At 45.9% G+C, this 12944-nt stretch carries 15 protein-coding genes; 7 read left to right on the top strand and 8 right to left on the bottom strand.

Translation table 11 applies throughout. The features are described 5' to 3' along the window. The first annotated feature begins 33 nt into the window (after nt 1–33). Nucleotides 34–1167 (top strand): mandelate racemase/muconate lactonizing enzyme family protein, encoded by a 1134-nt coding sequence (locus ICN21_RS04675; RefSeq protein WP_216177019.1) that lies wholly within the window; start codon nt 34–36, stop codon nt 1165–1167. A gap of 105 nt (nt 1168–1272) precedes the next feature. Here ICN21_RS04675 and ICN21_RS04670 read toward each other — a convergent pair whose 3' ends face one another. From ICN21_RS04670 to ICN21_RS04655, 4 genes are all read right to left on the bottom strand, one after another. After that, nucleotides 1273–3285 (bottom strand): TRAP transporter fused permease subunit, encoded by a 2013-nt coding sequence (locus tag ICN21_RS04670; protein WP_216177017.1) that lies wholly within the window; start codon nt 3283–3285, stop codon nt 1273–1275. Between the two features lie 66 nt (nt 3286–3351). Next, complete coding sequence (locus tag ICN21_RS04665) at nt 3352–4302, bottom strand: TAXI family TRAP transporter solute-binding subunit (RefSeq protein ID WP_215295533.1); 951 nt, start codon at nt 4300–4302, stop codon at nt 3352–3354. Between the two features lie 35 nt (nt 4303–4337). Then, nucleotides 4338–5264: a dihydrodipicolinate synthase family protein gene (locus tag ICN21_RS04660; protein ID WP_215295531.1), complete on the bottom strand. Its 927-nt coding sequence runs from the start codon at nt 5262–5264 to the stop codon at nt 4338–4340. Between the two features lie 11 nt (nt 5265–5275). Then, complete coding sequence (locus tag ICN21_RS04655) at nt 5276–6205, bottom strand: 2-hydroxyacid dehydrogenase (protein ID WP_216177015.1); 930 nt, start codon at nt 6203–6205, stop codon at nt 5276–5278. 84 nt (nt 6206–6289) lie between these two features. Between ICN21_RS04655 and ICN21_RS04650 the strand changes: the two genes are divergently transcribed. Then, the gene (locus tag ICN21_RS04650) at nt 6290–7231 is read left to right on the top strand and encodes a 3-hydroxyacyl-CoA dehydrogenase family protein (protein WP_216124879.1); all 942 of its coding nucleotides are present in this window, start codon (nt 6290–6292) and stop codon (nt 7229–7231) included. A 24-nt stretch (nt 7232–7255) separates the two neighbouring features. On the opposite strand, the gene ICN21_RS04645 is transcribed toward ICN21_RS04650, so the two are convergent. Further along, nucleotides 7256–8461, bottom strand: a complete 1206-nt coding sequence (locus ICN21_RS04645) for an MFS transporter (RefSeq protein WP_216177014.1) — start codon at nt 8459–8461, stop codon at nt 7256–7258. A 42-nt stretch (nt 8462–8503) separates the two neighbouring features. On the opposite strand from ICN21_RS04645, the gene ICN21_RS04640 reads away from it, so the two are divergent. Continuing rightward, the gene (locus tag ICN21_RS04640) at nt 8504–9184 is read left to right on the top strand and encodes a cytochrome b/b6 domain-containing protein (RefSeq protein WP_215295523.1); all 681 of its coding nucleotides are present in this window, start codon (nt 8504–8506) and stop codon (nt 9182–9184) included. Between the two features lie 5 nt (nt 9185–9189). On the opposite strand, the gene ICN21_RS04635 is transcribed toward ICN21_RS04640, so the two are convergent. Both ICN21_RS04635 and ICN21_RS04630 read right to left on the bottom strand, forming a co-directional pair. After that, nucleotides 9190–9642, bottom strand: coding sequence for a cytochrome c (locus ICN21_RS04635; protein WP_215295521.1), 453 nt, complete (start codon nt 9640–9642; stop codon nt 9190–9192). A gap of 86 nt (nt 9643–9728) precedes the next feature. Then, nucleotides 9729–10394: a site-2 protease family protein gene (locus ICN21_RS04630; RefSeq protein ID WP_215295519.1), complete on the bottom strand. Its 666-nt coding sequence runs from the start codon at nt 10392–10394 to the stop codon at nt 9729–9731. Nucleotides 10395–10422: 28 nt separating this feature from the next. On the opposite strand from ICN21_RS04630, the gene ICN21_RS04625 reads away from it, so the two are divergent. The 4 genes from ICN21_RS04625 to crcB are packed head-to-tail and all read left to right on the top strand — an operon-like array spanning nt 10423 to nt 11948. Further along, complete coding sequence (locus ICN21_RS04625; RefSeq protein ID WP_215318599.1) at nt 10423–10590, top strand: hypothetical protein; 168 nt, start codon at nt 10423–10425, stop codon at nt 10588–10590. A gap of 44 nt (nt 10591–10634) precedes the next feature. Beyond that, nucleotides 10635–10772, top strand: a complete 138-nt coding sequence (locus ICN21_RS04620; RefSeq protein ID WP_172793433.1) for a hypothetical protein — start codon at nt 10635–10637, stop codon at nt 10770–10772. Between the two features lie 9 nt (nt 10773–10781). Continuing rightward, nucleotides 10782–11561 carry a 4,5-DOPA dioxygenase extradiol gene (ygiD, locus tag ICN21_RS04615; protein WP_216177013.1) on the top strand — a complete coding sequence of 260 codons (780 nt, stop codon included), beginning with the start codon at nt 10782–10784 and terminating at the stop codon, nt 11559–11561. 9 nt (nt 11562–11570) lie between these two features. Next, entirely contained in the window at nt 11571–11948 is a 378-nt protein-coding gene (crcB, locus tag ICN21_RS04610) for a fluoride efflux transporter CrcB (protein ID WP_216177010.1), read from the top strand. 12 nt (nt 11949–11960) lie between these two features. Here crcB and ICN21_RS04605 read toward each other — a convergent pair whose 3' ends face one another. Further along, the gene (locus ICN21_RS04605) at nt 11961–12938 is read right to left on the bottom strand and encodes a tripartite tricarboxylate transporter substrate binding protein (RefSeq protein WP_216861644.1); all 978 of its coding nucleotides are present in this window, start codon (nt 12936–12938) and stop codon (nt 11961–11963) included. Nucleotides 12939–12944: the final 6 nt, after the last annotated feature.

Genomic DNA, 12944 nt, shown 5'->3' with positions numbered 1-12944 from the left:
TGGCTACAATATTTTTTTTATGAAGGAGTTCGGATGCCGATCATCGAGTCTGTGCAAGTCACCTCAGTGGCTGTACCTTTGGATAAAGTCACTTCATTTTCAACCCGGACCGTCTCTGAGCGTCACTATTGCTTAGTTAAAGTTCGCGGTAAGGATGGTAATGAGGGAATTGGTTTTTGCTATGTTGGTAGCGCTGGCGGTGATATTGCGAAGATTGCTGTTGAGCAATTACTTGCGCCCAAGTTGATTGGTCAAAATAGTCATCGGAGCGAAGGCCTGTGGATGGATATGTATAACGAATCCATTTTGCAGGGACGCACTGGTGCTGTGATGCGCGGGATCTCTATTTTAGATACGGCACTTTGGGATCTCAATGCTCGAGCTGCCGGTTTGCCTTTGCATCATTATCTTGGCTCAGTAGTAGATGATCGCGTACCCGCTTATGCCAGCGGCGGTTATTACTTAGAAGGTAAGACCCCTGCCAAGCTTGGTAAGGAAATGGAATCCTACGTTAAGCAGGGCTTTAAAGCAGTCAAAATGAAAGTAGGGCGCCTCTCTCCTGCTGAAGAAGAAGCGCGTGTGAAGGCTGCACGCAAGGCAATTGGAGACGATATTCTGCTGACTTTGGATGCGAATAATGCTTGGCGTGATCTGCCTACTGCGTTGGAGTATGTCAGACGCTTTGAGGCTTACAACCCTTATTGGATTGAAGAGCCTTTTTCACCTGACGCGATTGATCTGCATGCTGCTTTAGCACGTCAAACCAAGATCAATGTAGCGACCGGTGAGATGGAGGCAGGTCGTTGGCGCTTTAGAGAGTTGATTGATGCTGGTGGTGCAGCGATTTTGCAATCTGATGCAGCGGTTTGTGGCGGTATTACGGAGTGGCGCCGTATCTCTGCTTATGCCGATGTTAAGGGCATCACTGTTTGCCCTCATTGGATGCATGATCTCCATGCTCCTCTTGTAGCTGCAACACCTAATGCACGCTTTGTTGAGTTTTTCTTGGATGATCAAGTGCTGAACTTCCGCCGCTTAATTAATAAGCAACTAACATTTAAGAATGGCGATTTGATTTTGCACAAGACTCCGGGACTGGGTTTTGAGTTTGATGAAGTTGCAGTTCAGAAGTATGCTGGCAAAACACCTTGGACCAAGATCTCTTGAGCTTAGTCACATTAAAGTAAGCTAGATACACTGAGTAAAAATAAAGCCCGCAATTGCGGGCTTTATAAATGAAACTAGGGTATTCATATTGATGCTCAACAGTGTTTAGGAAGGCTTTCGATTGAGCTTGTAATAAGTCATCATTTGGGTAACCAAGACCAAGCCAAAACCAATAAAGCCAATCAGATCTGCCTCAGTGGATGGATAAGCTAAAGCCACGCCAGAGATCACCATGATGATACGTTCGAAGGATTTGGTTTTCTCAATAAACCAGCCTTGTAGGCCACCAGCTAAACAGATAATGCCTACCACTGCAGTGAAAGAAATCCACGCAATCTGCATCCAGTCTGCTTGCTCGAGGGCGCTGCTTGATCCCATCAAGAGCAAGCTCACACCAGATTTATCTAAAACAAACATGAACGGCACCAGAATGGCTGGCGCAACATATTTCCAGGTTTGTAATGTCGTCTTATAAGGATTGCCTTTACAAATAGCGGCTGCCGCAAACGGAGATAAAGCAGTTGGAGGGGATACCTCAGAGAGAACGGCGTAATAAAAGATGAACATGTGAGCAGCAAATGCAGGCACCCCTAAATTAATTAAGGCTGGCGCGGCAATCACTGCGCAAATAATGTAAGAAGCAGTGACTGGAACTGCCAGACCCACAATCCAAACAATTAAGGCGGTGAAGATGGCGGTGAGCAATAAAGAGCCGCCTGCATACTGAATCACAATCGAACTAAATTTCAGTCCTAAACCCGTTAAGGTGACTGTACCTACAATCAGGCCAGCACCAGCGCAGGTTGCAGCAATGGCCAATACGCCTGTGGAGCCTGAGGCCAGGGCCTTGGTGAGGTTGGAGTTATACAGTCCTGCCATGATAGGTTCCTTGCCTTTAAACCAAGCCCAAGGAATGATGGTTGTATCTTCTCGCAACATGCTGGAGAAGGCGGACACTACGGTGGCCCAAAATACCGACATGACTGGTGAGAAGCCAAACATCATAAACACCACAATCGAGATCAGCGAGAAAAAGTGAAACCAATATTTTTTTGTTAATTCCCAAGCAGATTCGGCAGATTCAAAATGGATGTTCTTCATGCCATATTTACGAACATCAATTTCGACCATTACAAATAAACCAAGATAAAACAAAATGGTGGGGATGGTTGCCATGAGCAAAACATCCAAATAGGAAATTTTCAGGAAGTCTGCAATCAAGAAGGCTGCGGCACCCAAAACGGGTGGCGAGATGATTGCGCCAAGTCCACCAGCAGCTAACAGTCCCCCAGCAGCATTTTTTTCGTAACCAACTTTATCCAGCATGGGGGCGGCAACTGAGCCTACAGTAACGGTTGTTGCAACGCCGGATCCTGATGGACCACCCATTAAGAAAGAAGAGAGAACAATGGTTCTGCCTACACCAGAGGATTTGCCACCCATTGCAGCAAAAGAGAAATCGATAAAGAATTTGCCAGCCCCAGTAAATTGTAGGAAGGCGCCAAAAATCGTAAAGAGAATAATGAGGGTTGCAGAGACATCAACCGCAGTGCCATAGATTCCCTCAAGACTCATATACATGTAACCAACTAGGCGATCGAGGCCATAGCCTTTGTGTGTCCATGGTGCAGGCAGGTAGTTACCAAAGAGGGCATAAAGTAAAAAGAGCACTGTAACGGTCACTAGAACCATGCCGTTTGTTCTGCGCACACTTTCTAGAATCAATAGAATGAGGCCAATCCCGATGATGACGTCAGTAGGATTTGGGGCGGTATTGCGATCCATGAAGTCATCACCACCACTCAGGATGTAATAAGAAATAGCTACTGATCCTAGGGCAAACAATACATCCCAAAACATCAACTTATTTTTAAAGCGAGCTGCCAGCGGAAAACTTAAGAACACCAGGAATAACACTAAGGCAACGTGAATAACCCGTAACTGCTGAGTTGGAACAATCGAGTAGGCGGCATACAGGTGAAACAAAGACATGCCGACGGCAACTAAAGTAATGAACTTGGCCAATAAGCCTTTGTAGTCATTAGAGTCGCCTTCCTCTTGCTTAATAAAAGCGTCTAATTTCTCTTGGGTTTCATTGTCGATAACGTTCTGATTCATGCTTAAACCTATATTGATGTACCACTTAAAAGCAGAAGGGGTGAGATTAACTCACCCCGATATGGCTTAGTTTACCTTGACACCTTTTTCTTTAAGGTACTTTAATGCGCCTGGATGATAAGCAACTGGTGTTGCATTAGATTTTTGGCTCTCTAATTTAATATTTCTGAACTCCGCATGTGAGCGCACTAGTTCAAGTTGATTATCAAAAATAGCCTTGACGATTTTGTATGCCTCTGCATCAGGCATAGATGAGTTTACAACCAGCAGATTTGCAACGGCGGCAACATTATTATCTTTCGCCATACCACTGTAGGTTTGCTTGGTAATCACAGCCGGGAAGTAAAGGTTGCCATATTTTTTGTTCATAGCAGGAACTTCAGCAGCGGTATCAACCATCACGATTTTCATGCCTGGGCTATTCGCTAAATCAGTAACAGCTGCAGTGGGTAAGCCACCCACCCAAAAGAAAGCATCAATCTTGCGATCTTTAACTGCATTGACAGATTCAGCAACGCTCAAGCGCTCACGTTTTACATCTTTATCTTTGTCTAGACCTGCAGCCTCTAGCAAGCGGAAGGCCATGACTTCAGTGGCGCTTCCTGGAGCACCTGTACTAACGCGTTTACCTTTCAAATCCTTCATGGTTTTGATGCCTGTAGACTCAACGGTAGCGACGTGCATGAGGTTTGGATACAGTATCAGCAAGGTCCGTAAATCGACTGGCTTGTCTTTAAATTTATCGTCACCCACTGATGCATCTTTGGCGGCATCAGCCATAGAGAAGGCAACGTAAGGCTTGCCAGTGCCAACCAGTTTTAAGTTATCCACAGAGCCACCAGTGACTTCCGCCGTAACTGACATACCCGGTACTTTGCTTGAGAGCATGGCAGCAAGGCCGCCACCCATTGGGTAGTAAACGCCACCAGTACCACCGGTTGCAATCGAGATGTTTTGTGCATATGCGCTAGCCCATATAAAACTGAGCGATAAGGCAATGAGCTTTAGTAATTTCATTGGTGTCTCCTATTGATCTTATGAAGAGGTATTGATTAAAGACCTGGCATGCTGAAGTTAATTTGCTTTAACTCACTGAGCAGCTGAGCTTGCTGTTCCGCACTCAATTGCATTAGTGGTGGGCGTACACGCAACCATTCTGGGTCATTGCTGTAGTGTGCTACCGCTGTTTTCATACCGGCAATCATTTGGTATTTTGCAAAGACGCTACGCACTTTATCTAAGCCTGCTTGACGTTCATCTGCATTAGATTCTCTCCAATGTGTGGCAAGGTCAGCAATCGCTTGTGGATTAACGTTTGCAGTAGCAGAGATGCAGCCAACGCCACCAGCACGCAGGGTACGCATTAAGAATACTTCACTACCAGCGTAGACGCGGAAGCCGTGTGGCGCCAAGAGCTTAATCACGGACTCTGTATATTCCCAATCGCCCGAGCTATCTTTCATCCCAACGACTGTCTTTGGATATTCTTTTGTCAAGCGCTCGAGTAGTGACAAACTTAAGTTGATTTTAGTGACTGGCGGAATGTTATAGATGTAAATCTGTAATCCTGAGCTGCCTACCTTCTGAATCACTTCCGAGAAATAAGCAAACAGACCATCATCATTGATGTCTTTGTAATAGAAGGGTGGCAACATTAGTACGCCTGCACATTGATAGCTCAATGCATGAGCAGTCATCCGATAAGTACTCTCGATCGAGGTAGAACCAGTACCGGGCATCATATGCTTTGGATTTAAACCACCTTCAATCAGCGCAGTGAGCGTATTCATCTTTTGCGTAGCAGACATAGAATTTGCTTCTGAGTTTGTACCAAAGATGGCTTGACCTACGCCATTGGTTTCTAACCATTGACATTGCTTTAGTAATTTCTGGGCATCTGGACTACCGTCTGCTTTGAATGGTGTCAAAACTGGTGATAACACCGCTGGCAAAGTAGAGGGATGTAAAGAAATGGTCATGCTGACTCCAATTAATAATGAACTTCTGAAAGAAGTGGTTGTTGTGTAAAGAAAGCTTCTAAATTATCTACTGCTAAGTTCGTCATAGCTACTCGTGTTTCCAAGGTAGCGCTACCGATATGGGGTGTCAGTAGAACATTATCCAGATCCAGAAAGGCAGGATTAGGGCAGGGCTCATTATTAAACACGTCCAGGGCGGCGCCAGCAATTTGTTTATGCTGCAGTGCATATAAAAGAGCGGGTTCATGCACAACGCTTCCGCGAGCAATGTTAATTAAGTATGACGAGGGTCCAAGCGCTTCTAAAACGGCAGTGTCAACCAAGTTATCCGTATCAGGTGTTGCTGGGCAGGCCAAAAACAGAACATCACAAACCCTAGCTAAATCTACAATCTCTTTGTAATAGGTATAAGAAACCTGCTTTGGATTTGGCCCAGAATACGCAATCTCGACCTTAAATGGTTCTAAACGTTTGGCTAGGTCTTGGCCGATGCGACCCATACCAGCGATCCCAACCCGTTTGCCTGCCAAGGTGGTGGTTAAGCGAAACGGGGCTTTAGCCCAAGCATTGCTTTTGACATACTCTTGGGATTCAGGAAGGCGCCGCATGAGGCTGAGCATCATGCCAATCGCCAATTCACAAACGGCATCATTCAGAACGCCAGGGGTGTTGGTGGCCTTAATTCCCTGTGCCTGAAGGTAGCCTAGGGGGAGATTATCGTAACCTACGCCGCAGGTGGATACCAGTCTAATACTGGGAATTTTTTTGACCAGGGCTTCAGGTAATTTGGTGTTAGACCGAATCAAGATAGCCTCGAAGTTTCCAGCGGGGGGTGCCGCATTAATATCGGGGTGTCGGATTGGCGTAAAGCGGCGATCGATTTCCGCCTGCATAATCTCAGGAAAATGGCCGACCTGCAGCACCGAATTGACGGGGATCATGTCTGTCTCTATTTTTTATTGGAATAATGATTCCATTGTATGAGGATTTTTGCAGAAAAGTCCTCCCCTCTAGGAGAATATGTCATGTTGTTTACCCCAGCTGAAACCAAAGTAGTTGTCGTCGGCGGCGGAACGATGGGGGCCGATGTCGCCGCAGTCTGCGCGCGCGGTGGTTGTGCTGTGCAAGTAGTCGAGCCGACCACAGAGCGTCGTGCCCTGTTGCCAGATTACTTTGTGAACACCATGACCGATTTAGGTTATGAAAATCGTATTCACTTGTTGTCTGTTGCTGGATCTCTGGAAGAGGTCGATTGGGCAGAGATTGACCTGGTGATTGAGTGTGTTCCGGAGCGTCTAGATATTAAGCGTGAATTATTTGCCAAGCTAGAGAAGTACGCAAAGCCAGAAGCAGTATTGGCTAGCAATAGTACGAGTTTTCCAATTAGCGAAATCGCTAGCGGATTAAAAACAGCTGCGCGCATGATTGGTTTACATTTTTTTATGCCGGCCCATTTGATTCCTTGCGTGGAAGTGATCTACGGTGCAAAAACTTCACCCCTAGTTGGCGATAGCCTGACTCGTTTGATGACTGCATGTGGCATGGTGCCTGTAACGGTCAAAAAAGATTTGCCTGGCTTCTTAGCAAATCGTTTGCAACATGCTTTATCGCGTGAGGCATTTTCGATGGTCGATGCTGGTATTTGTACTCCAGAAGATATTGATAAGGCAGTACGCTATGGGTTTGGCTTCCGTTATATTGCCGCTGGACCGGCTATGCAAAGAGACCATGCGGGTCTAGAGATTCATGCTGCTGGTGGAGCGACGATTTATCCCACGCTAAATAACTCAACTACGATTGCTAAGTGCTTAAGCGAGCGGGTAGAGAGTGGAAAGTTTGGCATGAAGACGGGTGAAGGTTTTTATTCATGGACTGCTGAATCTATTAAAGCCGAACGTGAGCGATATCAAGATGCCTTGCGTGAAGGCCTGAAGATTATTCAAAAAGACTTGCCAGAAATCAAATAAGCCTAGCTAACCCAAACTCCATCTTTAGGAAATATCTTTGAGATGGAGTTTACTGAGGTGTGGTGCGAGTCGATAGGTAATCAGTACGATTGCAATGGTCGCAACCCCTCCAAATACAACCGATGGTACCAAGCCCATCATGCTCGCTGCGATGCCTGACTCTAGCGCGCCTAATTCATTTGAGGATCCAATAAAGATCCCATTAATGGCGCTGATTCGACCTCGCATGTGATCCGGAGTAGTGAGTTGCATAATGCTGCCGCGAATCACGACCGAGACTGAATCACAGCAGCCCGAAATAAATAAGAAGACGGCACAAACCCATAGATCACTGGAAAGACCAAAAGCAATAATGGCTAAACCAAAGCCTCCTACTGAGAGCAACAAGTGCTTGCCTGAATCTGTTAGTAATGGCCGCTTAGCCAAGTAGATGCCAGTAATGACTGCGCCCGCTGCTGGCGCAGCGCGCAGAATGCCTAAAGCTTCTGGTCCCGCATCTAAAACCTCTTTTACAAAAGCTGGCAGGATTGAAACAGCACCACCAAACAATACGGCAAACATATCCAATGCCATGATGCTCAAGATGAGTTCATGCTTACGAACATAATCAAACCCCTCTAAGAAGCTTTTAAAGAAATGTCCTGAGAGCTGGCTCATTTTTTCTTGTGGTGCATGTATGAAGGTGATGCCATACAAACCAATAGCCCCACAAAACCCGGCGAGAAGATAGGTCCACTCTAGTCCTGCAAACCCAATCATCAGACCACCTAAGCCAGGACCAGCGACTACGCAAATTTGAAATGCAGAAGATGCGTAGGCGGTATAGCGTGGTAAATGCTCTCTAGGAATAATTTGTCCAAAGATAGCGGTATAGGCGGGTCTTAACAAGGCGCGGCCTGCACCAATCAAGGCAATTGCGGTGTAAATTAAAGGAACGGGTGGTGCCACCCAGCCAAGCGTAATCGCCGTCAAAAATAAAGCGACCCCAATATGAATGAGACAGGCAATCGCTGCGATGAGTTTGCGAGAGTAGTGATCTACCGCATGGCCCGCATAGAGTGCCAGCAGAAAGTACGGTACCAATTCAGCTAAACCAATGAGGCCTAAGGAAACTACGCTATTGGTAATCTCATAAATATGCCAACCCACCGCCACCATCGTAATTTGGTAACTGAGTGTTGCGCCAATACGGTAGAGCAGCAGAGTTCTAAAGGCTTTACTTGGGTTCATTTTTAATGAGTTTAAGGGAGTTTCTGCTTTATTCTTCATGCTATGAAGAAAACAATTCGTGTTTGGGATTTACCAATCCGCTTATTTCACTGGCTGCTAGTGCTTTGCATTGCCGGCAGTCTGATTAGCGTTAACCTCGGTGGTAACGCTATTGAATGGCATGCTTATTTTGGTTACAGCGTTTTGAGTTTATTGATTTTTAGAGTCATCTGGGGCTTTGTGGGATCTAGACATGCCCGCTTTGCCAACTTCTTTCCTACGCGTGCTGCTATTTTCGACTACCTACAAGGAAAGTCTCTCCGCGTTTTGGGACATAACCCTGTAGGTGCTCTCTCCGTTTTTGCTTTGCTCTTGGTTTTAAGCGTTCAAGTATTAACGGGCTTATTTGTTGATGATGAGATTGCCTTTCAAGGACCCTTGTCTAAATATGTGCCCAATGCAGTAGTTTCTTTTTTATCTCAAATTCACGAAGGCAATCAAGTCGTGATCTATACCTTGATTACGATTCATATCGCTGCCATTTGGTTTTACAGGAAATACAAAAATGAAGACTTAATTAAACCTATGCTGAGCGGCGATAAAGAAATCGACCCAAGCGAGGAAGCAAAATATATGCTTTCTGACTTGGGTCAACCCTCCAAAGATGGAGGCTTGCAACGTACTCTAGCCTTGGTGCTTTTTAGTGCTATAGCCCTTGCGGTAGCTTATTTCATTACTAAATAAGCAGATTATTTTTTTCTGAAATCGTCGTGACAACCCTTACAGGTTTGACCAGCGGCGCCAAATGCCTTTTTGATACTCTCTAAATCACCAGACTGAGCAGCCTTATTGAGATCGACTGCTGCTAGTTGCATTTTTTCAGAAGCAGCTTTGAACTTGGCGTTATCAGACCAAATATCAGACTGCGCTTTACCACCCTCAGTACCTGGGCCAAATGCTTGCCAAGGTAAGGTAGAAAGCATAGCAACGATCGCAGCATTTTTAGCGACTTCATCTTTGTTATAGGGAGCTTCACCTTTAACGACAGCGCCGATTTTTCCAAAAGAGTTGCCTATAACAGTGAAGGTGCTTTGGCGATACTTAATGGCATCTTCTGGTTTTTGAAATTGTGCAATCGCAGCGCCGGCACCAATTGCCAAGACTACTGCCGTGCTCGCTAAAATAATTTTCTGTAGCTTCATGGGAACCTCTTGAGATATATTCGTTAATGGAGACCGCCTACTGTGAAATTAGCATACTCCAGAATGATGACTTTTGTTTGACCGTCCTATGAAAAGATCATTTGCAGCGGGATCGTCAGTAGGTAAACGATCCATTTGAAAAAAGCCATCAAGGGTTCCATCCAGAGGCTACCGATGATTCCAGTAAAGACCAGCCCGAGAACGATAAAAAATCCCCAAGGCTCTAGTCTGCCTAAAGCAATCGATTGACGGGCGGGGAGCAGACTGGAAAGAATACGTCCACCATCTAAGGGTGGCAAAGGAAAAAGATTAAATACCAGGAGACCCAAATTCCAGGTAATACCGGCTTGAGCCATTGAGATAAAGAATTTCTCATTCATGCCAAAACCTAACAATAGGATAAGCAAGATCGCCCAAATCAGGGCTTGAAAAAAGTTTGAGCCAGGTCCCGCTAAGGCAACCCAAATAGAGTCCATTCTAGGGTTTCGCAAGCGTCCAAAATTCACAGGCACGGGTTTGGCGTAGCCAACCAAGAAGGGCGATCCAGTCAAAATAAGGACCAAGGGAATCAAGATCGTGCCAACGGGATCTATATGTTTGGCGGGATTGAGGCTCACTCGGCCAAGCATATAGGCGGTGTTATCGCCAAATTTACGGGCTGCATACCCATGGGCTGCCTCATGGATGGTTATAGCAAAAATGAGGGGAATCGCATTAATGGCGACGGCTTGGATAGAATAGTCAGTAATCATGGCAATATGATATCCATAGGAGCTCAAAGTGACTGACGATAAAAAACCCGACCCAAAAAACCCAGCTAAACCTGTAGTGGCTAAACCCCCAGCCCGTCCACCAGCACCAAAAGGCCCATCTGGACCTGCTGGTAGGCCTCAGGCAGGCTTTGGCGGCGGAAAAGGGATGATGCGCAAGGCCGGCCGCGGTCGATAGTGGATAATTGCACTCATTATTAATGCGCATACAGAGGATTTAGCATGAACGAATGGCACAACGAATCTAAAGAAGAAGTTAACAAAAAGATCATTACTTTGATCGTGATGTTGGCTGCTGCAACTAGCTTGGCGATTTTGTTTGCATTGGTAGCTGCTCATACTGGTTACGTATTCGGTTAATTAGTCTTCATGACTAGCCATCGCCAACCTGCTGTATTTGCTGGCCATGGCAGTCCGATGTACGCTATAGAGCCCAATCGTTTTACTGCGGCTTGGGTTGCTCTAGGAAAATCACTCAAACGTCCTGACGCCATTTTGGTGATTTCGGCGCATTGGGTCACTCGAGGTACTTGGGTTACCGCAATGGCAAAACCTAAAACCATTCATGACTTCGGTGGATTTCCGCAAGCACTCTTTGAAATTGAATATCCAGCAGTGGGCAGTCCTGCTCTCGCGGATCGCGTTCAAGAGTTATTCAATATACCCGTCGTACTTGAAGAGAATGAATGGGGCATTGATCATGGTGCCTGGTCTGTTTTGAAGTACCTCTATCCCAATGCAGATGTGCCAGTGGTGCAGCTGAGCTTAGATGGGTCTATGTCAGCGCGCGAGCATTATGAGTTAGCAAAGCAGTTAAGACCCTTGCGTGATGAAAATATTCTGATTTTGTCTAGCGGGAATGTGGTGCACAACTTGCGCACGATTCATTGGCAAGAGAATGCGCAACCTTACCCGTGGGCGAAAGAATTTAGTGAATTCTTTGCTGCCGAGATTCTTGCCAATCACCATGAACCTCTGATCGATTGGGAAAAGTATGGTGAGGCTGCCCATCTATCGATTCCGACTTCAGAGCACTACTGGCCTGCTTTATATACCCTAGCATTACAACAAGACGGTGAGCATGCCAAAGTATTTGTTGATGGTATCGAAATGAGTTCGATCAGTATGCTCAGCTTTTCTGTTCAATAAAGAAAAATTATGTGGCTCTCTATTCTTGCAATTTTCTTTGGTGCTGGTCTTGGTGCTTTGTTGCGGGCAGGCTTTAATATTTTGACCGTGAGTGCAGCCTCAGTCATACCCTTAGGTACCTTGATCTCGAATATGGTCGGTGGCTACCTCGTTGGTTTAGCAGTAGCGTTCTTTGGTAACAATCCACAACTTTCACCGGAATGGAAACTCTTTGTGATTACAGGTTTCCTTGGGGGTCTCACTACTTTCTCTAGCTTCTCCGCGGAAGTAGTGAGTTTTATTCAGCGCGGAGAATTTACTTGGGCGCTGGGCACAGCACTGCTGCACCTGATTGGCTCATTGGTACTAACCTTCTTGGGTATCTTGACTTACCAAGCCCTCAAGTAAGTCTAGAGTAAATTACTCTGGCTTGATATTAGCCGTCTTGACGACGGCACTCCACTTGATGGATTCTGATTTAATCAGCGCTGCAAAGTCTGCAGGACTGCCACCGCCGATTTCATTTCCTTGTGAAAGCATGAGCTCTCGTAATTGAGGATCTTTTAAGGCTTCATTGGCTGCGGCGTTGAGTTTGTCGATGATGGCCTTCGGTGTGCCTTTAGGGGCAATTAATCCCTGCCAATTCAGTACCTCAACTTTGGGGTAGCCATTCTCAGCAAAGCTTGGCACATTGGGTAGAAGCGGTGAGCGCTTCTTACTGGTAATGGCAATTGGGCGGAGCTTATCTGCTTTGATGCTCGGCATAGCCGAATACATTTGATCAAACATCATCGTGACATTGCCTGCCATCAAATCGGTGAGGCCAGCAGAGCCGCTTTTGTATGGCACGTGAATCATATCGATACCGGCATTTTGCTCAAAGAGTTCTGCAGAAAGCTGGTGACTACCACCAATACCACCGGATGAGAATGTGAGTTCACCTGGCTTCGCTTTGGCTGCAGCCACAATATCTTGGATGGTTTTATAAGATGAGCTTGGATTGACTACTAATACCAAAGGACCTTTTTCAACCAACACAATTGGGGTGATATCAGTTTCAGGGTCGTAGCGTAAATTACCAAACAATGTTTTGTTTACTGCCATGGGCGCAAAGTTGCCCATACCAATGGTGTAACCATCTGGAGCGGCACGAGAAATAAATTCAGTGCCAATATTACCGCCGGCACCGGGCTTGTTATCAACAACGATCGGCTGCTTCAGAATGACACTCATCTTTTGTGCAATCTGACGGCTACGAGAATCTGCACCACCACCAGCACCATAAGGCACTACAAAATTAATCGGCTTATTAGGGTAGCTAGACTGTGCCTGTGTCATACCAGTATTCAAGAGGCTGGTTAAGCCAATTACGCTTAGAAGAAAATGGGTCAGTTTCATTTTGAT

This window comes from Polynucleobacter sp. AP-Feld-500C-C5 (genome assembly GCF_018882265.1).
Classification (GTDB): domain Bacteria; phylum Pseudomonadota; class Gammaproteobacteria; order Burkholderiales; family Burkholderiaceae; genus Polynucleobacter.
The sequence above is the reverse complement of the archived record's forward strand: the minus strand, read 5'-3'. Positions and strand labels throughout refer to the sequence as shown.